The organism is Pseudomonas sp. USTB-Z (assembly GCF_019691255.1).
Taxonomy (GTDB): Bacteria; Pseudomonadota; Gammaproteobacteria; order Pseudomonadales; family Pseudomonadaceae; genus Aquipseudomonas; species Aquipseudomonas alloputida.
In genome coordinates, this window is record NZ_JAECZP010000004.1 from 220,127 (window position 1) to 243,177 (window position 23,051).

Genomic DNA, 23,051 nt, shown 5'->3' on the forward strand with positions numbered 1-23,051 from the left:
GTCACCCAATGCCCGGCAGGTGCCGGGGATGCGTCACGATTGGCTGCGCCTGCTGCGCAGTTGCTGCTTCAACACCTTCAGCGGCGGCGCATAGAAAAACCCGAACGACACGCTCCCTGTGCGCCCCTTCACCGCATGGTGCAGGCGGTGCGCGCGGTGCAAGCGTTTCAGGTAGCGGTTGACCGGCCGCGGCTTGCGCGGCCAATGCCGGTGAAAGAAACCGTCGTGGGCCAGTACATACAGTGCGCCATACCCTGCCACACCACCGCCTACCCACTGCAAAGGCGCATAACCACTTTTGCCCAGCGCCACCAGCGCCGTGGCGATCAGCCCCAGGGCCACCAGGTACAGGTCGTTGGTTTCGAGCATGCCCAGGTGTGGCTCATGGTGCGATCGGTGCAGCCACCAGCCCCAGCCATGCATGATGTACTTGTGAGCCAGCGTACCAACGCCCTCCATGGCCACCAGGGTGCCGAACAATATGGCGAGATTGAACAGCATGGAACGGTCCGGGTGATGGCAAAGGAAGGCGCAAGGTTACCGGCTGCCCAGGGTTTTTTCCATGTGGGCGTGACCGGCAGCAGGCCGTTCTCGGATGAAGCCATTGTCATGTTTTTGCCCTTGACCTGCTCTGCCCTGCGGCGTATGGTCCGCGACGCAATTTTGCCTTCCTCAACAGGAGACCTGCCTTGGACAGTAGCCCCAGTCGCTTGCGACAGGCCCGCGTGGCGCGCTAGCCCGGCAGTGTTTTGCACTGTCTGGCCGCTCTGGCAAGACGGTGGTTTCCTGTAACCCCCGCTTCTCCTTCCCTCCGCGTGGTCCTGCGCAATTTCTGGTTATTTCAACCGCGCCAACTGATGGCGTTCATGCGGGCGTGTGCCTGCGGAAGAGGTTTGCTATGGATTGGAAAGTATTTCTGCTGCGCGTCAGCATTGCCCTGGTGCTGGGGGCGCTGATCGGTGCCGAACGGCAATTGCGGCAACGCCTGACCGGGCTGCGCACCAATGCGCTGGTCAGTACCGGTGCCTGCCTGTTCGTATTGATGACCCAGGCGGTGCCAGGCATGGCGCCTGCCGATGCGTCGCGGGTCGCAGCCTATGTGGTGTCGGGCATCGGCTTTCTCGGCGGTGGTGTCATCATGCGCGATGGTTTCAATGTACGTGGCCTGAACACCGCGGCCACCTTGTGGTGCACGGCTGCGGTCGGCGTGCTGTGCAGCCTAGGGCTGATGATGGAGGCGGCACTGGGTAGCCTGGTGGTGCTCTGCGCCAACATCTTGTTGCGTGATATCGCCCAGCGCCTGGACCGTCAGGACGTGGTGCCGGCCAGCGAGGTGGAACAGCACTTCGAAGTCCGTATCGTCTGCCGCGGCGAGGACGAGATCCAGGTGCGTAGCCTGATGCTGCACAGCCTGGGCGATCCACAACTGCGCCTGCAGTCGTTGCAGAGCCAGGACCTGGACAACCCTGCGCGCCTGGAAGTGCGCGCCGAGCTATTGGGCACCGCGCAGGCGCCGGCGCAATTGGAGCGCCTGGTCAGCAGGGTCAGCCTGGAGAAAGGTGTAAGCTCGGTGCGCTGGCAATTACAGCCGCAGGTGCTGGCGACGGATTAGAACGACAGGAGTGACTCATGCTTATCCGCCCTACCCTTGACCGGGACATCACGTCGCTGCCGGACGTCGAGCGCTCGGCAGCCCAGGCTTTTGCCAGTTGGCCGGCACTGGCCTGGCTGGCGCAAGGCGAAGTCATGGATTGCGCGGCGCACAGGGCTTTCGTCGAGGCAGGTGGTAGTTGGGTGGCGCAGGACCCGGCTGGGCGCATTGTGGGTTTTGCCTGCGCCCGGCTGGCGCATCAGGCATTGCACCTTCATGAGATATCGGTGCGCCAGGAGGCCCAGGGGAAAGGTGTCGGGCGCCGGTTGCTGCAGCAAGTGGTCGATGCAGGCCGCTGCGCCGGTGTACGCGAGCTGACGCTGACTACCTTTGTGGATGTGCCTTGGAATGCGCCGTTCTATGCACGTTTCGGGTTCGAGATGCTTCAGGAAAGCCGGCTTTGCGAACGACTCCAGAGCATCCTCGCAAGCGAGCATGCTCACGGTCTCAGCGGGCGTTGTGCAATGCGTCTGGGGCTTTAGCGTTTCATCGCGACGCATGGCGCCCCCGCGCGCTCCAGCCAGGTCAGCAACCCTGCCCCGCCGCCACACTACCCGCCACGCAATACCCGTCCCGCCCCTGCTGTTTGGCCTGGTACAACGCCCTGTCCGCCGCCGCGACCAGCGCCTCAGCAGTGACGCCCTCCCGCGCCAGGTCGACCACCGCGATCCCGGCACTGAACGACACCCTCCCCAATGGGCTTGCGGCATGTTCCAGCGCCTGTCGGCGCAACAGCTGCTGTAACTCCTGCACCAGCATTTCCGCCCCGCGGCCATCGGTATCGGGCAGCAACAGCGTAAACTCCTCCCCACCATAGCGCACCGCCAGATCGGCCGGCCGTTTCAAGGCCTGCTGCAGCACTTCGGCAAAGCGTCGCAAGCACTGGTCACCAGCCGGGTGACCGTAGCGGTCGTTGTAGGCCTTGAAGTAATCCAGGTCTAACATCACCAGCGCCAGGGGGTAGCCTTGGCGCCGTGCACGGCGCAGCTCAGGTTCGAACACCCCATCCAGCCGCCGACGGTTGCCCAGCCCGGTAAGGCTGTCGGTCAAGGCCAACGCTTTCAGCGTCTGGTGCGCCTGGAGCAGCGCCCGCTCGATGGCGATCCGCTCGCGCAGTTGACGCAGTACCACTCCGCCAAACGCTGCCAGTCCTACCAACAACAGCAGCAATACCGCCACCGACTTGATCGCATCATACCGCCAGGGCGCGACAATGGATTCACGCGACAGCCCCGCCTCCACGACCAACGGGTAGCTGGACAACGCGCGGTAGCCGTACAGCCGAGGTGTACCATCGACGACCGCTACCGCCTCCGCTACCCCTTCTGTGGCATACGGCAAGTGGTTGCGGAAGATCTCACTGTTGGCAAGACTTCGGCCTATCACCTGTTCCACGAACGGGCGCCGTACCAGGAGGGTGCCGTCGCGCTTGGCCAGCACCAGCGCACCGCGTTCGTCAATCTTGAAGTCGCCGTAGTAACGCACGAACCACGCCACTTTGATGGTGCCGAGCAATACGCCGGCGAAGCGGCCGTCGGCATACTCCAGGCGCCTGGAAATAGGAATGATCAGGTCGCCGGTGGAGCGGCTGCGCACCACCGAACCGATACGTACACCCGGGTCGGTATGGCTGCGGTGATAGACGAAGTAGTCCCGGTCGGCGTTATTGGCGTTGGGCGGGATGGCCGCCTGATCAGTGACGATCCAGCTGCCGTCCGGGCCGTAAACGAAAAGCCCGTGCAACTGCGGCATGATGCTTTTTTGCTGCGCCAGCAAGGCATGCAGGCGCGGCCGGTCGATGTGATCGAAACCATCGCCTTCCAGGCGCTCGGCCAAGGCTGCGGTAATGGCGTCGACCTGGCGGATAGCGTCCTCGGCGTGCTGCGCCGTGGCCCGAGCCAGGTTGCTGACCATGTTCTCGGCGTTGTTATAGGCAAAACGGTAGTCACGCCAGATGCGCCAGCCCTCCACCAGCACGAATGCCAGCATCACCACCAGCATGAACGCCAGTACCAGACGGAACAGCGCCACCGCGCGGCCCTCGCCACTGATGGCGAAAACCCCGTCGTCATACTGTTTCCGGGCTGCGCACATTGGAATCCCTGGCCATACCGCGTTCGCCGCCTTTCACTATAGTTCAGCGTCGAACGGCCGGAACCGGCGGCAAAAAAGATTAAACCTTTGCCACGCCTTCACCCTCAACCGTACGCGACACTGAGGTCGCGCCACGGTTTAAAGGAGTGAAGCATGAATAGCCTCTTCATCAGACGCGTTGGTTTTTCCATGGTGCTGGGCCTCGCATCGGTGCACGCAATGGCCGCGACTTCCGATGATTTCGTCGAAGCGGCCACCGAGGCCGGCATTGCCGAAGTGGTGACCGGCAATCTGGCTCAGGAGAAAAGCCAGAACGCCGAGATCAAGGCATTTGCCCAGCAAATGGTCACCGACCACACCCAGGCCAACCAGAAACTCGGCGACATTGCCCGCAAGCTGGACATTTCCGTGCCGGATGAGGCCGCCATGACCGACAAGGTCAAGAAAATGATCCTGGAATGGCGCGATGAGTCCTTCGACAAGTCGTACCTCAACAACCAGGTAGACGCTCACGAAAAAGCGGTGGAACTGTTCAAGAAGGAGGCTGCATCGTCCGACAAGGCTGAACTGAAGGCCTTTGCCAGCGAAACGTTGCCCAAACTCGAACAGCACCTGGAGCATGCCAAGGCACTTCAGTCCAAGCACGGCAAGTGAGGCCCCACATGAGTAACGATGCATTGAAGACCGAAGTACTTACCCGTCTGCTGCATGCGCACCCCGAAGGGCTAGGCAAGGAAGTGCTGGACAACTACCGCGGCGAAAAGGCGGTGGCCGGCATGCTCAAGACGCTGCAAGAAGCCGGTCTGATTCACGACGGTAGCGTGGCGGTGAGCAGTGATCATCAGATCAGCGTGCACTACCCGATCAAGCTGTCGGCGGCGGGCGTAGAGGCCGCCAGGCGCGCAGGAGGCTGAAACGAACCTGGCCTGGCCTGGTCGCCGACAAGCCTGCCCCGAGATATTGCGCATGGCTTGCCGGCGATGAGGCCAATCATCAAGGCCGTGGTTTATTCCTTCTTCTCAATGTCTCGAGGCGGCTTGGCAGGCCCCTGGGGGTCGACTTGAGGGTCTTCGACATCCGGGGAATCGGGGTCGAAACCAAGGTCTGTCTTTTGATCGACCTGCTCGGCCGAGTGAGGCCCCTCTTTGTGCGGTGGTTGACTTCCAGGCATGGCGTTATCTCCGGTGAGTGTCTAGGGAAGAAACCACCCGCCAGGAAAAGTTTGATTAATCTGCAACCGAGGCCAATTGCGCTCGACACTGCGCCAGCGCCTCGTCGCGTGCCTTCAATTGTTCCTCAAGCCACTGCAACTGCCGCGCCTGCTCGGCGCACACGTCGCGCCTGGTTTCAAGGTTCTGGGCTTGCACATCCAGCTGCCGGCGCATCTCTTCGCTGGCGCCTTGTGCCTGGGCCAGGATCGTGCGCAGGCCCTGGATCTGCGCATCGCGTTGTTCCAGCAACTCATCCTGCGCCCGGCATTCACTGGCCGCCTGACGATGCTCTCCCAGCAAACGCTCATTGTCACGGTGCAAGCGGGTAAGCTCGTCCTGCTTGATGATCATGCCCTGCTGCAACTGGCGTAATTCCACCTGCATCTGCTGCAACTGCGCTTCGTGGCGGCGCTGTTCCTGCTCACGCTGTTCACCGCTGGCATTGCGGTAGTGCTCCAAGGCGTCGCGGGCATGGCGGTGCTTGTCTTCCAACGATCTGACCTGCTCGTCCTTGTCAGCCAGGCGCACCTGCAACTCACCCAGCGACTGGTTGAGGCTGGCACTGCGCAGCTGTTCAGCTTGCAGCGTGCTTTGCGTGGACAACAGTTTTTCGGTCTCTGCAGCCAATGCCGCTGCATCGATCTTGTGTTGCTGGTGCGCTGCAGCCAGTGCCTGCTGGGCGATTTCCAGCTGCGCCTCAAGCGTCTCGCGCTGTTGCGTGAAGGTGCTCTCGGCCTGCTCGATCTTCAGGTCGGCCTCGTCCTGCAGCTGGGTTGCCAATTGCCCAACCAGGCGGCTCAGCACATCGCTCAGCGCGGCGCCCCCTTCGGAAGCCATCGGCTGCTGGCCGTTCAGTTCCTTCAGGTAGCGGTGAATCGTGGTTTTGGAACCGGTATTGCCCAATTCGATACGTATGGCATCAATGCTGGGGTTCTCGCCCCGGGCAATCAGCGCCTGACGCGCTTGCTGCACTACCACCTTGTTGATACCGCCCCGGGCCATGCGTGCTCCTAAAAATTCGTACTATGTTATGTACCACGTAATGACATGCCAATTATGGAGATAACGCATGGCACCTGCAAATAATTCCTACCGCCTCATAATCACCTTTTTGCATGTGCGCGCCTGGTGCATTGGTCGCAAATATGCCCCCAGGTCAACTGTCATTTCTAACAGTTTACTGCAATCCACTTTCGGAGGTTAATCGCCTACAAGTCCCCAGCATTGGTGAATCGCGATGCCCCCCAGAGACCTGAGTCAACCCTCGATCATGACGATATTGTCCAAACCAGATTTAAACGAGTACTGGGACCACCATGCGTCACGCAAACGCAACACCCTTAGCGAAAAAATCATCTATGACGAGGAGGCAGACTTCGGCGTTTACAAGTTTGGGGCGCTCGATCTAGGCACCGCCTTCATGCGCTTCGGCGAGAACCAGTTACTGGTCGTTCAGCGCGTTTTGAGGTACATGGGGTTTCGCACAAGAATACGCTCAGGCACCATCACCCAGCGCATTTATGAAATCAATCAGGCTTGGTATTCTGACGCCGACGTTGTCGTGATGATGACCTTGTCAGCGCCACTCAAGTATACAATCGACAATGAAGGAAGCCTTACGCTTAGGCTACCCGCTGGGGCTACAATTCACCATAACGGCAGTGGTTACCCTAAAGAAATGGTGGACGACCTCATACAAGAGCGCGGTATTAAGCTACCCTCTGCCGTGCCACCCACCGGGATACTATTGGGCGATACCATCGGCCAGTTCACAGACGGCGATCCCCTCATGCTGTTCCAGGTTCCAGCGCCCTCGACGCCCTCAAGCCCGGACACCTTGAGCGTTAACGGCGAACGACTAACCGGACCTGTGGGGTTTGGGATTATCTATCAGGACACCGCCTTCCCCGAGCTGAAGCAGGGTCACCCACCCCGAGACAGGGACACGGCTGTGTCATTGTTCGCGCCGAAGGAAATGATAGATTTCATGAATGGCGCCTACTATCCAGCGAGCGGTGCTTATTCTGCCGAATTCGCGCTGAATAGCGCGTTCGAGGCTACAGATAGCGCCTCTGAACCTGCAGTGCCTGCGTCAATCTACCCACTACTGAAGGAAGTGTATGCGGGTGCTGAAAAGCAGGCGCTCACGTTGGAGCCTGCAACCCCTAATAGCCAATTCACCTTTGACGGTGAGGCACTGGGTGAGCTGAAACAAGAGAGCGGAAGCTGGTTTTACTACCCGCCCGCCCCTCTTGACCCTGCTGTCATACTTGAGGTAAACAACAAAACCAATGTCCCCGCAGCGTTGTCGGCGACAGTGCCTGAATACCCATTGGTCGCCGATGTAATCAAGGCCCAAGTTGGCAGTCAATACGCGACGTCGACGTTCTTGACACCCTTGTTCGGGGAGACCCACTTTTTTAAAGCATCCCTTTCTTCAGGAAAAGTCAAACTCACCCTGTTCTACTCAAGTTTCGAACACGATGAACCGATTGAAGTCAGTGCGGAAAATACCCAATGGGTCAGAATCACAGGAAATGGCAATATCGATAAAAGTGGCGTTTTCACCCCTGCCGCTGACCAACCTAGCCCTTTTACCGTCTGGCTGGCGAGAGATATTGAGGACGATCATTATTATTATTGGGCGTCGGTCGTTTTGCCGCTGCCGATACTCGAGCCCGCTAAAGTGCTACAACTCATCAATGGTTGAAGTCAGCGCCATACCCACACTCCGATGATTCCGTCGATGCAGCCACCGAAACCGGCATTGCTGAAGTGGTGACCGGCAACGGAAGCTGCAGGCTCGCCACCTTGTGTCGGTAACGCTTTGCCGCCACCATGGAAGTCCAGCACCGATCACCGACAGAAAATGACCCTGGAAAACTACAAGGCAATCGCCGACAGCATCGCCCTGCTGCTGTATCCGCACGCTGAAGTCATCGTCCATGAGCTGCACAGCCAGACGGTCGTGCACATCGCCAACAACTTCTCCCGGCGCAAGCTGGGCGATGATTCGGCGATCGATCACGAACTGGACGATGTGCTTGCCGGTGCCAACCTTGGCCCTTACGAGAAGCTCAACTGGAACGGCCAGAAGATCCGCTCCATCAGTACCGTACTGCGCGACTCGCAGGGCGACCCCGAATACCTGATGTGCATCAATCTGAACGTGTCAGTACTGGAGCAAGCCCGCGTGGCACTCGATGCGTTCTTCCAGATGAGCCGGCTGGTACCGCAACCTGACTCGCTGTTCCGCAACGACTGGCAGGAACGCATCAACACGTTTCTGCATGCCTGGCTGCAAGCGCGCGGCTTATCGCTGCAGACGCTACAGATGAAAGACAAGCGCAGCCTGGTGCAGGCGCTGTACGCTGAAGGCGCGTTCGAAGGGCGAAGTGGTGCTGACTATGTCGCCAACGTTCTGAGCATGGGGCGGGCCACCGTGTACAAGTACCTGAAAGAGCTCAAGGGCTAACTCCCCTCCGCTTGGCCGAACTGGGAGCCTGTCAGGGTGTTGCCAGCGCTTGCGCTCGCCCACTTGCGGTGAATGGATGGATATTCTACTGTAGACAAATATTCCACAAGGAGCGCAGCATGCCAGTCGCTACTGTTTCACCGACCATTGTCGATACCCGATACCTCGACGCACTATTTGCGTCCATAAAAGAAGCCCACAGCGCGCTTCGCCCTGTCGTCAGCATCACACCGCTGACTCGCAGCCCCCGTTTGTCGGCACTGACCGGCTGTGAAGTGCTGCTCAAATGCGAACACCTGCAGCACACCGGTTCATTCAAGTTTCGCGGTGCCAGCAACAAGATGCGCCTGCTGCCGGCCGAGGCGCGCAAGCAGGGGGTGATAGCTGCCTCTTCCGGTAACCATGGGCAGGCACTGGCCCTGGCCGGCAAGATGGCTGGCGTGCCAGTGAAGGTCTACACCACCACCGGCGCATCGGCATACAAAACAGAGGCAATGCGCGCGCTGGGCGCCGAAGTGGTCTGCCTGCCCACCGACCCGCTGAGTGCAGAGCTGGAAGCCGCCAGGCAAGCCAAGGCCCACGGCGTACCCTTCGTGTCCCCCTACAACGACCTGCAAGTCATTGCCGGCCAGGGCACCATAGGCATGGAGTTGTTCGAGCAGGCGCCAGACCTGGACGCGGTGTTCGTTGCCGTGGGCGGTGGCGGGATGATTTCCGGCATCGGCGCCGCCCTGCGCGTCCTCAAGCCGGGTACTGAGATCATCGGCTGCTGGCCGGCAAATGACCCAACGCTGCAGCAATCACTCAAGGCTGGTGAAATCATCGAATTGGATGCCTGCGAAACGCTGTCGGACGGCACGGCTGGCGGCGTCGAGCCAGGCTCCATCACCTTCCCGCTTTGCCAGGCGCTGCTCACCGATACCGTGCTGGTCAGCGAGGACGAAATCCGCTGCGCCATGCGCGATATCGCCAACAGTGAGCGCTGGATCATCGAAGGCGCTGCAGCGGTTGCGGTCGCCGGCATGCAGAAGCTCGCCGAACGCTATCAGGGCAAGCGTGTCGCGGTGATCCTGTGTGGCCGTAACATCCTGCTGGAAAAGTTCCTCGAGGCCGTTCAATGAGGGTTTTCAGCAAGGCGCAGATCATCGCCCGCTTCAACCCCGAGCTCGCGGTCAGCCAACTGGAGGAAGGCTTCATCGCCTATTCCGAAGGCAAGGTGCAGGTGCCGCCCGTGCAGGGCTTCGCATTCAAGGGCGCGAACGGTGACTGTTGCGTGAAGTCGGCCTACATCGAAGGCAGCCCGACCTTCACCGTAAAGCTTTCGACAGGCTTCTACGACAACCCGTCCAAGGGCCTGCCGAGCAATGACGGCCTGATGCTTGTGTTGTCTGCACACACCGGTCAGCCGCTGGCACTGCTGCAGGACCAAGGCTGGCTGACTGCCATGCGCACCGCGTTGGCCGGGCGTATCGCCGCCCGGCTGCTGGCGCCGGCCCAGGTCAAGGCCATTGGTATCCTCGGCACCGGCATGCAGGCGCAGATGCAGCTTGAGCAGCTTCGCGCGGTGACCGATTGCCGCCAGGTCATTGTCTGGGGCCGGCATGAACGCGGGCTTGCGGCCTATACCGCATTTGCCCGCGAACTGGGCTTCGGGGTGCACAGCACGCAGGATGCTGCCGAGGTTGCGGGCGCTGCAAACCTGATCGTCTGCACCACCCCTTCTCGCCAGGCGCTGTTGCACAGTGATTGGGTCCAGCCGGGTACGCATATCACCGCCGTCGGTGCCGATGTGCCCGGCAAGCAGGAACTGGACCCGGCACTGGTGGCCAGGGCAGACCGTATCATCGTCGACGCCATCGCCCAGTGCAGCCAGTACGGCGAAGTGGCCCATGCCCTCGGCAGTGGCCAGATCAACGCTCACCAGCTGATCGAGCTGGGTACGCTGCTGGCTGGCCGCGCCAAGGGGCGTGAGCACGACGGCCAGATTACCTTGGCGGACCTGACCGGTGTGGCAGTGCAGGATGCACAAATCGCAAGCTACGCCTTGGCAGCCCTGTGCACCTGAGGCGACAACAGCGTCAGCGCAAACGTTGCACCTGCGCTGGCGTGCGCTGCATCAGCACCTTGCCATTGCGTACCGATACCAATGCGTGCCCCTGGCTGCGCACCATCTCGTAATCATCCGGCGCCGACAGCAGCAACAGGTTCGCCGGCCGCCCTACCTCTATGCCATAGCGCTCGCCCAGGTTCAGGGTGCGGGCGCTGTTGTCGGTAATCAGGTCCAGGCAGCGCTGCAGGTCTTCATAGCCGAGCATGTGACAGATATGCAGGCCGGCTTCGAGAATGCGCAGGATATTGCCATTGCCCAGTGGGTACCACGGGTCGACGATGGAGTCCTGGCCGAAGCACACGTTCATGCCGGCGCGGTCGATCTCGGCCACGCGGGTAACGCCACGACGTTTCGGGTAGTTGTCAAAGCGCCCTTGCAGGTGAATGCTCTCGGTCGGGCATGACACAAAGTTGATGCCCGACAGCTTGAGCAGGCGGAACAGCTTGTAGCAATACGCATTGTCATACGAGCCCATGGCCACGGTGTGGCTGGCCGTGACCCGGGGCCCCATGCCGCGTACCCGTGCTTCTTCGGCCAACACTTCGAGGAAACGTGATTGCGGGTCGTCAGTCTCGTCGCAGTGCACGTCTACCAGACAGCCGGTACGCTCGGCCAGGTCCATCAGGAACTTCACCGACGATACCCCCTGGTCGCGGGTATTTTCGAAATGCGGAATGCCGCCGACGACGTCGGCGCCAATCGCCACGGCTTCAGTCATCAGCGCCCGGCCGTTGGCGTACGACTCGATGCCCTCCTGCGGGAAGGCGACAATCTGCAGGTCGATCAGCTCACGCACCTCGTCACGTACCTCGACCATGGCCTTGAGCGCGGTGAGTTTTGGGTCGGTCACATCGACATGGGTGCGCACATGCTGGATACCGTGGTCCACCAGCATGCCGATGGTTTTTTTCGCACGGGTCTTGATGTCGTCGTGGGTGGTGATTTCCTTGCGCTCCGACCAGCGCTCGATGCCTTCGAACAACGTGCCGCTCATGTTCCACTTCGGCTCACCTGCGGTCAGCGTGGCATCTAGGTGAATGTGCGGCTCGACAAAGGGCGCGACCACCAGGTTTTGCCCGGCGTCCAGGTCATTGACCGTAGCGGGCGCCACGACGTCGGTCTGGGGCACGATGGCGGCAATGCGCTCGCCGTTCAGTTCGACGCGGAACAGGCCAGGCTTGCCGCGCAGGCGTGCGTTGATGATGTTCATGCTGTTACTCCTTGCCGTGGGCTTCGCTCATGCGCCATACCAGCATGGCGACCGAAGCATTCATGCGAAAAAGCGGGTCGTCCAGCGACTGCCCACTCAGTTGTTCGATGCGCTGGATGCGCTGATTGATCGTGTTGCGGTGCAGCCCCAGACGCTGTGCGGCCTTGAGCCCGTTGCCATTTTCCATGAGCAAGGCGTCGAGGGTATGCACCAAAGCATGGGCGTGTTTGCGCCCAGGGGCGATCAGCGGGCCGAGGGTGCGGCTGACGAAATCGTCGACCAGCGAGCGGTCGACAATACCTTGCAGCAGGCGCAATACGCCGAGCTCGCTGAAGTTGCAATAGCCGTTGGCCGGGCGCAGGTGCTGCGCCACATCCAGCGCCTGGCGTGCCTCGTTGAGGGCCTGGCGATAGTGCGCGCAATCGTCAGCGAGGCTCGACAGGCCCATGTAAAGGCCCAGTTCATCAGTCGCGGCTTGCAACTGCCGGTACAGTGCGCCCAACGTCTCGGGTAAGTCCTGTGTATCGGCCAGCAGCACCACGAACAGGTCGCCCGGCAACTGCGCCGTCACACTGCCGGGCCGCTGACGGCACCAGGCTTCGAGCTGGTCTTCCAGGGCCTGCCGGGTGGCTTGCCAGGTACGCTCGCCGTGGGCCAGCCCTTGGCGCTCGAACAAGGCGTCCACGCCCGTCAGGCGCAACGCCAGCAGGCGCCGCGGTTTATCCAGGGCCAGTTGCAGGTGTGCTGCCCGCTGCCGGGCAATCGCCAGGCTCGGGTAGTCGCCTGTGAGCAGTTGCCCAAGGATGTCGTTACGCGAGCGGCGCGCCTGGCTCATCTGTACCAGTGCAGTGCCGATCAGGTGGGTGACCACCACCATCTTCAGCGCGTAGGGCTGTTCGATCAGCGGCAAGCCCAGTTGCTCGGCGCGCGCGATAACGGGCGCCGGGATGCTCTGGATGAAACTGCCGCCGGTGAGAATCACCATGCCGGCAATGCCCACGGCGTCGCCATCCTCCACCAGGCTCAGCAAATTGGCTTCGCCGCGCGGGTGATTGATGCCGGTGACGAATACCAGTTCACCGCCCATCACCCATTCGGCGATACCCTCGTTCTCCGCCACGTAAGGCCAGCGTACCCGCCGCTGCAGGTTGCGCGCGCCGGCCCGCACCTGCATTTCGTGCAGACCGGGCAAATGCAGGAGCTCGTCCAGCGCCAGGCTCATGGCTCGACGCCTGCCTGGCCGGGCGCCCGGCGGCGTGCGCCCAGCTCTAGAATGACGATGTAGCACACTGCCGAGGCGGCGATGCCCACCAGCGGCGCGACCCACGGTGAGGCATAGGCCAGTACTGCGCCCACGGCATAGGCAAACAGCCCGGTGAGGTTGTAGCGTGGCAGGTGTGCCGTACCCAGTGCCGGGTATTTACCGCGGTGGCGGTACCAGAAATCAGCCATGATCACCCCACCCACCGGCGGAATGATCGACCCCAGCAGCACCAGGAACGGGATCAGCATTTCGTACATGCCACCCATCGCCAGCACAATGCCAACCCCGGCCGCCACCAGCGTTGCCGTGCGCCGGCGCTCGCTGCGCAACAAGTGGCAGGCGGCGGCCGACACGTTGTAGATGGTCGGACCCTGAATGGTCCACAGGTTCAGGCACAGCATCACCACGGCCGCGAACGACAGGCCCTGCAGCATCATCACGTCGACGATATCGGCCTGCTGGTAAACCATCGCGCACCACGCTCCGGCCACCACCATCAGGCCGTTGCCAAGGAGGAATGCCACCACGCTGGCGATCACCGCTACCCGGCCACTGCGTGCCAGCCGTGTCCAGTTGGTGGCTTGGGTGGCGCCACTGGCGAAGGTGCCGAAGACCATGGTCACTGCCGCCGAAAAGGTCATGGTTTCATGCGGGACGACTGCAGCCAGGCCGGCAAAGCCACCGGCATCGCGGGTGGCGATGTACATGGACACCAACAGCAGCACGAACATCAATGGCACCGACACCCGCGACAACAGGTCCAGCCCCTTGAACCCGATGATGGCCGTAATGCTGAAACCCAGCCCGAACAGCACCATCAACGGCATGCCGAAACCATCCGCCAGCCCCAGCAGCTTGACCAGCACGATGGCCACCGTGGCCGTACCCCAGGCATACCAGCCCAGTTCGGCAAAACCCAGCAGAAAGTCCGAGAGCCGGCTCCCCGCTTCACCGAAACAGAAGCGTCCCATCAACACGGTATTCAGCCCGCTGCGTGAGGCGATGAAGGCCAGCACTGCGGCATACAAGGCAAGCAAACTGTTGCCGAGGGTAGCCACCCACAGCATGTCGACAAAACTGAATGCCATGCCCAGCTTGCCGCCGGCGAACATCGTGCCGGTAAAGAAGGTGAAGCTGAACAAGACCATCGCGATCGGCAGCAGGCCCTTGCGGGCGGACTGGGGGGCTTCGCTGAGTGGAAATTCGCTGGGTGAGCTCATTGCACGGGGCTCCGGGTGTGTAGTTGGGAGCGGAAAGAGCAATATGCGGGCCGCTTTTTCCTGCGCCGCCACCCGGAAGAAATCGGGCTGCTCGCCCAGAATTCCCTATGCACTGTGCACATTAAAGCTGCGATTTGACGATCTGGAGTGTGCGGGACGACTTATTTTGAGGCGCTCATGCACCAAAGCGGGCCTGGGCTGGGTAGTAATCACCCAGCCCACGGCGGTTTACACGGTCCCGTCCAACCCCATTTGCCAGAAATCAGCCTCCAGGCTGGAGGCCTGGCCAAAAATCCCTGCCAGTTCGGCGAACCGCTGCTCGGTCATGCTGCGCGCCGCCAGTTCATCCAGGTGCTTGCGCGCTGCTGCGGCCACCCCTTGGTAGCCCTCCCCGGCATACTCGCCAATCCACTCGAGGTAGGGGTGATTGCTCAAGTCGCCAATACGCTCGGCCAGGGTCCGGCCGATTTCGGCATAGCCGATCACGCAAGGTGCCAGTGCCACGTGCAGCTCCAGCAGGTCGCCGGCTGCGCCGCAGTCCAGCACATAGCGGGTGTATGCCACCGTGGCCTGATGCTCTGGCGCGGCCTCGATGTCTGCCTGGGTCAAGCCCCAGCGCGCGCACAGGCGCAAGTGCAGCTCGGTTTCATCCAGGATCGCCGCCAGCCCGGCCTGCGCCGCGCGAATGTCGGCCGGGCGGCGGCTTTTGTAGGCAGCCAACGCCCAGGCGCGGGCGAACTGGATCAGGAACAGGTAATCCTGCACAAGGTAGGTCCGGAACGCTTCCTCGCTTAGCGTGCCCTCGCCCATTTGACGCACGAAGTCATGGTCTACGTAGCGGTTCCATTGTGGCGAGGCAGCTGTCTTGAGGCGCTCGAAGATATCCATGCTCATTTGCCCTCCGGGTACACTGCATCGAAGAAAGCCAGCTCCAGCGCCACGGTGCGCTGGTAGAAGTCACTTGCCAATGCGGCCTCCTGCGGGCCGACGCGGTCCAGTTCGGCCTGCAGGAAAGCGACGAATGCCTGGAATGCCGGGTTGTCATGCAGGGTAATCCACTCGGCATGGACGAAGTTGTCCGGCATCGGTTTCGGCGCCTTGAGCGCCCAGTCCAGGTACAGGCCTTCGGCAACGTTCAGCACCGCCAGTGCCGCTGCGTAGGAACGGGTGGCTGCCGCTTCGCGCATGATCGCCTTGAAACCTGCGGTAGGCGCGGTATCGGCCGGTTCACTGCGTTGCGCCGGGCTGACACCCAAGGCCTCGAAGGCACGCAGGAAGTAGGTGTTCTCGTCACTGCAGATCATCCCGGCAAAGCGGCCGAAGCGCAGGCGGGCTTCAAACGTGTCAGCGGTGGCGATGGCCGCGCCTAGCAGGGTCACGAAGCTGTCGAGGAAACGGTGGTCCTGGACCAGGTAGTCGACCATGATCGGGTCCGGCAGGCTGCCGTCGCACAATCGGGTCACGAAACGGTGGCCAACGGCCGCCGACCAGGTCGGCTCGCTCTGGCGGCGCAGGGACTGGCTGAAACGTTCGGTCATGTTGCTGTCCTTGATGAGGGTGACAGCGAGACCTTGAAAGTTGGCATGGACTGGCCTCGCAGTGAGGCCGGCAAAAAGGCAGGTTACAAGCCCCATCCCTTCGCCGGCATGATCCGGATCAGGTTCGAAGGGTCACCGCGCTGCAGCGTTCAGCGGTTTCTCAGCCCATTGCCGGGCTCCCCTTGGTAGCGCTCAGGTATACCCGAGGGCGCCGCGGCTGTCACGCCCCAAACTGTGGGCAATGGTGACCCGCTAATGGGTATCTGTCCCCATTCTTGACGCGCCATCTTTGAGTGCACGCCAGTCGCTGCAAGGTTATGTATGTCAAAGCATTACTGAAATATCTATTGGCATAGCTGTTGCTGATGGCCATTTAACGGGCAAAACGCCATTGATGGCTTAAGGCCCTAAGGCCGCAAAAGAGGCTTAAGCCAATGAAAACACCTGCTGCGAGTCACGCGTCCAGACGCGTGTTCCATCTGTCCTCCGTCACGGCACTGATGATCAGCCTCGGGTTGATCACGGCCATGGCAGCCCCCCTCGACGACAACAGCATGCCACCGCCGACCGACCCTTCGGCCTACACCGACCAGCCGGACGACCCGACCGCTGCCTTGCTTGAGCTGAACACCATGCCGGAGGCCAACGAAGGCTCGCTGGAGCTGACCGATGGCGCGTATGGCGACCGCAACACGGTAGGCACCGACAACGTGCTGCCGCCGGCCCTGCAAACATCGGACAAGTACCCTACCAACGGCAAACCCAGCCCGTTGTTCGGTGCACAACCTTTCACCCAGCAACTGTTGCTGTTCGAAGAATTCGGGCCAGAGAAGCTCGACCCGACCACGCCGGCGCCCGATCTGACCTTCCCGGTACCGACCCTCGGCGCGGCCCCCGCGCAAGACCCCAACGTGGTAGCACGCAGCGGACCCAGTGGCAGCGCTCTGGAAGCGTTCCTCAAGCAACCCGGCCTGTACCCGTTTCCGACCCAGTACGCCAACGTGCTGGACCGCAACCCATGGAAGGCGCAGATCGAGATGTTCCTCAACCGCCAGCCGGTCGGTTCACCCGCTGAAGGCCGGCCACCAGGAAAAGGCTGGTCGCACCAGCGCTGGACCGAGTTCTACCCGCAGGCAGCGTTCAAGACCGCCCAGGCCGGTGCGCGCATCAACCTCGGTCTGCGCGACCGCAAGCAAATGCACAACTATGCCGTCGGCGAATTTGCCCCGGGCGGCCTGTACTACCAGACCTCCGACATTCCGACCACGCTGGGCACCACCAAGGGCATCGACACACGCTTCCATCCGAACATGCCGCTGCAAAACCACAAATCGCTCTGGACCTTCGACGGCACCTTCCCGCCCAAACTGCTCATGGTGCGCTACGGCCAGCCAATTCTGATGCGCCATTACAACGCCCTGCCGATTGACCCCTCGGCCAACGGTGGCTTTGGCCTGCATACCATCTCGACCCACGAGCACAACGGCCACTCGCCGGCCGAAAGCGACGGCTTTGCCAACGCGTACTTCTTCCCCGGCCAGTACTACGACTACCGCTGGCCGGTGCAGCTGGCCGGCTACGACACCATCAACACCCGTGCCCAGGACCCGCGTGCAGCTTTCCCCTGCTCGCCGGGTGAAACCTTGTTCGTCAACGATGGTTCACCGGGCCTGAAAACCTGCGAGAACGGCAGTATCAAGATTCGTGGCGACTGGCGCGAAACCATGAGTACCCACTGGTTCCACGACCACATGATGGATTTCACGGCGCAGAACGTCTACAAGGGCAACGCCGTGATGATGAACTACTACAGCGCCCTGGACCGCGGCAACGAGGCCCTGCAGGACGGGGTCAACCTGCGCTTCCCAAGCGGGTCAGCCATGCCTTGGGGGAACCGTGACTATGACGTCAACCTGGTGATTGCCGACAAAGCCTGGGATGCCAATGGCCAGCTGTGGTTCAACCCGTTCAACACGGACGGTTTCCTCGCTGACCAGATTCTGGTCAACTGGCAGTACAAGCCCAGGCTCAAGGTGCGTGCGCGCAGTTACCGCTTCCGTCTCCTCAACGGCTCGGTGTCGCGCTACTTCAAGTTCGCCGTGGTGCGGGAGATTGCCGGTACCAGTGGTGAGTTCAAAGGCCCGTCCGGCTCCAACCTGTCGTATGCGCGGGTGCCGTTCCACATGATCGCCAACGACGGCAATATCATGGAACACGCGGTGCCATTCGACGGCACGATGGACCTCAATGGTGACGGCAACCTGCAAGACAACAACGGCGTCTTGCCGTTGCAGGCCATTGCCGAGCGCTACGACATCATCATCAACTTCGCCAAGAACGGCATCAAGGCCGGCGACAAGCTGTACTTCGTCAACCTGATGGAGCACGACTCCGGCAAAGGTCCGAATCAAGCTATCCCGTTGGCCGACGTGCTGTCGGAAAAATACAAGGCGGTAATCAAGCAGACCAGCAAAGGCCCGCAGTGGGACAACGGCGACCCGGCTGTCGGCAAGTTTCTGCAACTGTGGGTGCAACCGTACACCGGCCAGGACCTGAGCATGGACCCGGTAGCCTATGAGCCGGCCAAGCCAGGCAAGGCTGCTGGCCTGAAAATGCTGCCCCTGCCCATTGACCGCGACGCCGCAGCCGACCAGGCCAAACTCAAGGATGCCCGCCACCGCGAGTTCATCTTTGGCCGCTCTGACGGTACGGACACCACCCCGTGGACCATCAAGACCGACGGCGGCTTTGGCTACAGCATGGACCCGCGCCGCATCAGTGCCGCGCCGCAATTGGCCAACCAATCCACCGACGGTGGTTTTAGCGGCGACGGCACCCTGGAAGTGTGGAAGATCGTCAACGGCGGCAATGGCTGGAGCCACCCGGTACACGTGCACTTCGAGGAAGGCGTGATTCTTAGCCGCGACGGCAAGGCCCCGCCAGAATGGGAAAAATGGGCGCGCAAGGATGTGTACCGTATCGGGTCGGAACCTGATTCGTCCGAAGAGGTGGAAATGGCCATCCGCTTCCGCGAGTTCGCCGGCACCTACATGGAGCACTGCCACAACACCCAGCACGAGGACTCTTCGATGCTGCTGCGCTGGGACCTTGAACACCCGGGGCAGTTCCAGGTGATGCCCACCCCGCTGCCAGGATGGGATGGCGTGCGTTACATGGCCTCGGTAGGCCTTCCAACGTTCCGCACCAAAACCGATAACGACAATGACGACCCGGCCAACAAACCACCTGTCGTGGCCAATGACAGTGCCGCAACGACTGCAGGCAAGGCGATCACCCTGAACGTGCTGGCCAACGACAGCGACCCGGACGGCAACGTACCGCTCACGGTCACCGGCCTCAGCCAGCCAGACTCCGGCCAGGGAGCCGTCAGCACAGACGGCACCACCGTGACGTACAACCCACCCGCTACGGTCGCCACGCCGTTCACGGCCAGCTTCAATTACACGGCGCGTGATACCAAGGGGGCCGAGTCGGTGACCCCGGCCACGGTCAGCATCGCCGTAACCGCAGCAGCGGCGGCCGACGAGCTCAAGGTCACCAGTGCCACGGTGCAGGTACGCAGCGGCAACCGTTTCACCTGGGATGTGCAGGGGACTACCACGGTCGCCACGGGCAACAGCATCAGCGTGACTGCAGCAACCACCGGTGGTCCGGTAAGCCTGGGGAACGCGACGCTGACTGCCACGACTACGGGGGCCCGTTGGCGGGTAGCGGTGACCACCACCGGCTTTGGCCCGGCCACGCCAGCGACGGTCACGGTGAAATCGACGCTGGGCCAGACGGTGACAGCGCCAGTCACATACAAGTGAGTGCAAAGCGGGGCCGCCATGCGGCCCCCATCAGCCAACCCACGAGGACCGCATCATGCCCAGCTCATGGCGTTTCCTGCTGGTACTCGCGTTGTTCGCCGCCAGCATTCCGTTCTGGCCGCTGCAACCCCAACGAACGGTGGCCGAAGCAGCGGCCTCTCCCTGGGGGGCCAGCTATTTCCCCAACATCCCCTTGCTCACTCAGGACGGCGAAAAAGTGCATTTCTTCGACGACCTGATCAAGGACAAGGTGGTCGCCATCAACTTCATCTTTACCGGCTGCTCCGACTCCTGCCCAGTGGAAACCGCTCGCCTGCGCCAGGTACAGAAAATCCTCGGTGACCGGGTCGGCAAAGACATCTTCCTCTACTCCATCAGCATCGACCCTTATAACGACACCCCCGCCACCCTCAAGCGCTATGCCGAAAAGTTCGGCATCGGCCCAGGCTGGACCTTGCTGACCGGCGAACCCGACGACATCGAGCAACTACGCCGCAGCCTGGGGTTGTGGATCGATGGCCTGGAAAACGGCCGCTCAAAAGACCACAACCTGAGCCTCATCATCGGCAACCAGTCCACCGGCCGCTGGATGAAAGCCTCACCTTTCGAAAGCCCGTACATCCTTGCCGACCGCCTGGGCAACAGCCTGCACAACTGGAAGCAGGCCAGCGCCATGAGCAATGACTACGCTCAGGCTCCGCAAATCCGCTCACCCAGCAGCGGCGAGCAGATATTCCGTACCCGCTGCTCGTCCTGCCATACCGTGGGCAACACCGAGCCAGGCCAGCCAGGCATCGGCCCCGACCTGCTGGGCGTGACCCGTCAGCGTGACGCCAACTGGCTGGCCCGCTGGCTCAAGGTGCCCGACCAGATGCTGGCCGAAAAAGACCCCTTGGCCATGCTGCTGTTCGAACAATACAACCGCCTGGCCATGCCCAACATGCGCTTGGGCGATGCCGAAGTCAGTGCATTGATGAGCTACCTCGAAGAGGAAACGGCTCGCTTGCAAACACCCATGGCTAATAGGGAAATCCCCTAAAGGCTATTGGCCACCAGTCATCAGGCTGTCATCTTATTGTCGTATTTTCCGAGCATTACCCAGGGTCGGGAACTATCAGCAGTGATTCGCCGTTCGCTTTCCTCCTCCAGCCTTCTGCGACTGCTGATCCTGATGCTCTGTGCAGCGACCCTGGCCTTTCTCTGGGGGCTGCACGTCACGCAGAAAGCCACCGCCCGACAGGGTGCACTGTCGGCCAAGGCCGTCGAGCACCTGAACCTGGCCAGCATCGTGGGCGAAAACCTGCGACAGCTTGTCGACCGCGCCCAGGCGGTGGGTCGTGTTACCCAGGACGACATGAACGCGCGGCGCCAAGGCAACTTCAGCCTGGTACCCAGCCTGGCCGCAGACCCAGTGTTCAAGCGCTTGAGCCTGTACGACCGACAAGGCCGGCTGCTAGCGGCCAGCCACACCGATGAGGCCGCCGAGTTGCCGGCAGACTGGTTGCACCAACTGCAGCGGCACATTGACCGCTACGGTTTCAAACCTTTCCTGCCGAGCATTCAGCCTGTCAGCCAAACCGCTGCCCTGCCCACTGGGCGCCTGCCCTTCCTGCTGCCGTTGACCAATTCGACCGGCCGGGAAATCGACAACCTTTTGGTGGTGCAATTGGACGTCGGCTACCTGGCGGTGCTGTTCCAGCCTATCGACCTGGGCAACAGTGGCCTGGTGCGTCTGCTGCAGGATGACGGCCTGGAGCGGCCGCGCCTCGACAACAGCGGCGTGGTGACTGCGGGCGACCTATTGCAGCCACCGCTGCCGGTGCTAAACACCGAAGCAGGCATGCTGACCCAATACATAGCGGGTGATGCCTACCAAAGCTTGTACCGCCATGTACCCGAGCACGGCTTCAGCGTGGTGGTCAGCCAGCGCCAGGCAGAAATCCTCGCACCCTCGACGCTGGCCTATTCCCGGCAGTTCTGGTTGAACCTGAGCATGACCCTGATGATCCTGGCCAGCCTGCTATGGACCTTGCGCCTGCTGCGCAAGCGCCAGGAGGCCTTCGACGCGCTCGAACATGCCCAGCAGGTCAATCAGCAACTGATCGTGCGCCTGGAGGACGAACACCGGCGCAGCAGCCACGCCGCCGCCACCGACCACCTCAGCGGCCTGCACAACCGCCGCCAGTTCGTCGAAGTGGCCAGCCAGGCGCTGACTCGGCAACGTGGCAAGCGCCGACTGATGGCGATCCTGTTCATCGACATGGACCGCTTCAAGTCGATCAACGACTCGCTCGGACACAAGATTGGCGACCTGCTGCTACAGGCTGTGGCCGGGCGTATCCAGCGCCTGCTGGAGCCCGGCGACGAGGCTTCGCGCTTTGGCGGCGACGAATTCGTGGTGCTGCTGGCCGGCGAGCGCAGCGAGGAGCAGATCAACGCCTGGGTCCACGAACTGGTGCAGAAACTGTCGGCCGCGTACGCCCTGGATGGCCAAGAGGTCAACACCAGCCCCAGCGTAGGGGTGAGTATCTGCCCGCGTGATGGCCAGGACATCGACAGCCTGATACGCAGTGCCGATGCTGCAATGTACTCGGCCAAGCAGGCAGGACGCGCGCAGTATCGCTTTTTCGACCCCTCGCTCAACCTGGCCGATGTCCAGGCTTTCACCCTTGAGCAAGCGTTCGGCAGTGCCTTGGCCGAACGCCAGTTCGTGCTGCACTACCAGCCACAGATGCGCCTGGACACCCACCAGGTGCTGGCCTACGAGGCGCTGGTGCGCTGGGACCACCCTGATTTCGGCCTGTTGTACCCGGACCGCTTCATCGGCCTGGCCGAGCGCAGTGGTTTCATTGTCGAACTGGGTTGGGAGGTGCTGCGGCTGGCCTGTGAAGCCTTGTCGAGCTGGAATGCCCAAGGCCGCAAGACACGGCTGGCAGTCAATGTCTCCGCCCTGCAGCTGCGTCAAGCCGATTTCGCTGACCGGCTGCTGAGCAAATTGCAGCATCACGGCATCGCGCCCCAGCAGCTGGAGCTGGAAATTACCGAAACCACCATCCTCGACCCCGAAGGCATGGCGGTGGCGCACCTGCATACGTTGCGCGGCGCAGGTTTGGGTATCAGTCTGGACGATTTTGGCCGTGGCTACGCCGGCTTTGCCCACCTGCATTCACTGCCCCTGAGCAAGCTGAAGATTGATCGTTCGCTGATCGCGGCGCTGTCCAACAGCCATGACGACAGCCCTATCGTGTCCTCCACCATCATCCTGGCCAAGCGCCTGGGCCTGGAAGTGGTGGCCGAGGGGGTGGAAACCCGTGAGCAGGTGGTGTACCTGAAGCTTGCCGGCTGCGATATCGCCCAGGGCTACCACTTCAGCCGGCCACTGTCGCTGCCACAGCTGTGGGTTTACCCGCCCTTCAACGGTATCGAGGACAAGGCATGCGTGTACTGA

The 23,051-nt window shown here is 61.7% G+C and carries 20 protein-coding genes and 1 riboswitch; of the genes, 11 read left to right on the forward strand and 9 right to left on the reverse strand.

The features are described from left to right. Window positions 1-33: 33 nt before the first annotated feature. Window positions 34-501, reverse strand: coding sequence for a sterol desaturase family protein (locus I8746_RS06935; protein ID WP_004374446.1), 468 nt, complete (start codon window positions 499-501; stop codon window positions 34-36). 397 nt (window positions 502-898) lie between these two features. Between I8746_RS06935 and I8746_RS06940 the strand changes: the two genes are divergently transcribed. Next, a complete protein-coding gene (locus I8746_RS06940; protein ID WP_004374444.1) occupies window positions 899-1,612 on the forward strand; it encodes an MgtC/SapB family protein in 714 nt (237 codons plus the stop codon). 17 nt (window positions 1,613-1,629) lie between these two features. Further along, window positions 1,630-2,133 carry a GNAT family N-acetyltransferase gene (locus I8746_RS06945; RefSeq protein WP_012052329.1) on the forward strand — a complete coding sequence of 168 codons (504 nt, stop codon included), beginning with the start codon at window positions 1,630-1,632 and terminating at the stop codon, window positions 2,131-2,133. Window positions 2,134-2,176: 43 nt separating this feature from the next. On the opposite strand, the gene I8746_RS06950 is transcribed toward I8746_RS06945, so the two are convergent. Further along, complete coding sequence (locus I8746_RS06950) at window positions 2,177-3,745, reverse strand: sensor domain-containing diguanylate cyclase (protein WP_221100371.1); 1,569 nt, start codon at window positions 3,743-3,745, stop codon at window positions 2,177-2,179. 153 nt (window positions 3,746-3,898) lie between these two features. Here I8746_RS06950 and I8746_RS06955 point away from each other — a divergent pair, with 153 nt between their 5' ends. Next, window positions 3,899-4,399 carry a DUF4142 domain-containing protein gene (locus I8746_RS06955; RefSeq protein WP_004374437.1) on the forward strand — a complete coding sequence of 167 codons (501 nt, stop codon included), beginning with the start codon at window positions 3,899-3,901 and terminating at the stop codon, window positions 4,397-4,399. An 8-nt stretch (window positions 4,400-4,407) separates the two neighbouring features. Continuing rightward, a complete protein-coding gene (locus tag I8746_RS06960) occupies window positions 4,408-4,659 on the forward strand; it encodes a hypothetical protein (protein ID WP_161773740.1) in 252 nt (83 codons plus the stop codon). Between the two features lie 92 nt (window positions 4,660-4,751). On the opposite strand, the gene I8746_RS06965 is transcribed toward I8746_RS06960, so the two are convergent. Then, window positions 4,752-4,916, reverse strand: coding sequence for a DUF6021 family protein (locus I8746_RS06965; protein WP_019751602.1), 165 nt, complete (start codon window positions 4,914-4,916; stop codon window positions 4,752-4,754). Between the two features lie 55 nt (window positions 4,917-4,971). Further along, on the reverse strand, window positions 4,972-5,958 hold the full coding sequence (locus tag I8746_RS06970) for a DNA-binding protein (RefSeq protein ID WP_221100372.1): 987 nt from the start codon (window positions 5,956-5,958) through the stop codon (window positions 4,972-4,974). Window positions 5,959-6,193: 235 nt separating this feature from the next. Between I8746_RS06970 and I8746_RS06975 the strand changes: the two genes are divergently transcribed. The 4 genes from I8746_RS06975 to I8746_RS06990 all read left to right on the forward strand — a co-directional run bounded on the left by I8746_RS06975 (window position 6,194) and on the right by I8746_RS06990 (window position 10,496). Further along, complete coding sequence (locus I8746_RS06975) at window positions 6,194-7,666, forward strand: hypothetical protein (protein ID WP_012052332.1); 1,473 nt, start codon at window positions 6,194-6,196, stop codon at window positions 7,664-7,666. A gap of 159 nt (window positions 7,667-7,825) precedes the next feature. Continuing rightward, the gene (locus I8746_RS06980) at window positions 7,826-8,431 is read left to right on the forward strand and encodes a transcriptional regulator (RefSeq protein WP_012052333.1); all 606 of its coding nucleotides are present in this window, start codon (window positions 7,826-7,828) and stop codon (window positions 8,429-8,431) included. 119 nt (window positions 8,432-8,550) lie between these two features. After that, window positions 8,551-9,552: a threonine/serine dehydratase gene (locus I8746_RS06985; protein ID WP_012052334.1), complete on the forward strand. Its 1,002-nt coding sequence runs from the start codon at window positions 8,551-8,553 to the stop codon at window positions 9,550-9,552. After that, window positions 9,549-10,496 carry an ornithine cyclodeaminase family protein gene (locus I8746_RS06990; RefSeq protein WP_221100373.1) on the forward strand — a complete coding sequence of 316 codons (948 nt, stop codon included), beginning with the start codon at window positions 9,549-9,551 and terminating at the stop codon, window positions 10,494-10,496. The genes I8746_RS06985 and I8746_RS06990 overlap by 4 nt, the downstream gene beginning before the upstream one ends. A gap of 13 nt (window positions 10,497-10,509) precedes the next feature. Here the strand turns inward: I8746_RS06990 and codA are convergent, their stop codons facing one another. The 5 genes from codA to I8746_RS07015 all read right to left on the reverse strand — a co-directional run bounded on the left by codA (window position 10,510) and on the right by I8746_RS07015 (window position 15,773). Next, complete coding sequence (codA, locus tag I8746_RS06995; protein WP_221100374.1) at window positions 10,510-11,751, reverse strand: cytosine deaminase; 1,242 nt, start codon at window positions 11,749-11,751, stop codon at window positions 10,510-10,512. Window positions 11,752-11,755: 4 nt separating this feature from the next. Then, window positions 11,756-12,973: a PucR family transcriptional regulator gene (locus tag I8746_RS07000; protein ID WP_012052337.1), complete on the reverse strand. Its 1,218-nt coding sequence runs from the start codon at window positions 12,971-12,973 to the stop codon at window positions 11,756-11,758. Further along, window positions 12,970-14,235, reverse strand: a complete 1,266-nt coding sequence (codB, locus tag I8746_RS07005) for a cytosine permease (RefSeq protein ID WP_004576261.1) — start codon at window positions 14,233-14,235, stop codon at window positions 12,970-12,972. Before codB ends, I8746_RS07000 begins: the two co-directional genes overlap by 4 nt. A 228-nt stretch (window positions 14,236-14,463) precedes the next feature. After that, the gene (gene tenA / locus I8746_RS07010) at window positions 14,464-15,129 is read right to left on the reverse strand and encodes a thiaminase II (RefSeq protein ID WP_221100375.1); all 666 of its coding nucleotides are present in this window, start codon (window positions 15,127-15,129) and stop codon (window positions 14,464-14,466) included. Further along, the gene (locus I8746_RS07015; protein WP_004374380.1) at window positions 15,126-15,773 is read right to left on the reverse strand and encodes a TenA family protein; all 648 of its coding nucleotides are present in this window, start codon (window positions 15,771-15,773) and stop codon (window positions 15,126-15,128) included. Before I8746_RS07015 ends, tenA begins: the two co-directional genes overlap by 4 nt. A 78-nt stretch (window positions 15,774-15,851) precedes the next feature. Beyond that, window positions 15,852-15,966: riboswitch (TPP riboswitch) on the reverse strand. A 241-nt stretch (window positions 15,967-16,207) separates the two neighbouring features. Between I8746_RS07015 and I8746_RS07020 the strand changes: the two genes are divergently transcribed. The 3 genes from I8746_RS07020 to I8746_RS07030 all read left to right on the forward strand — a co-directional run bounded on the left by I8746_RS07020 (window position 16,208) and on the right by I8746_RS07030 (window position 23,051). Continuing rightward, the gene (locus I8746_RS07020) at window positions 16,208-19,603 is read left to right on the forward strand and encodes an Ig-like domain-containing protein (RefSeq protein ID WP_221100376.1); all 3,396 of its coding nucleotides are present in this window, start codon (window positions 16,208-16,210) and stop codon (window positions 19,601-19,603) included. Between the two features lie 55 nt (window positions 19,604-19,658). Continuing rightward, window positions 19,659-20,642, forward strand: coding sequence for an SCO family protein (locus tag I8746_RS07025; RefSeq protein WP_004374374.1), 984 nt, complete (start codon window positions 19,659-19,661; stop codon window positions 20,640-20,642). 81 nt (window positions 20,643-20,723) lie between these two features. Beyond that, entirely contained in the window at window positions 20,724-23,051 is a 2,328-nt protein-coding gene (locus I8746_RS07030; RefSeq protein ID WP_221100377.1) for a bifunctional diguanylate cyclase/phosphodiesterase, read from the forward strand.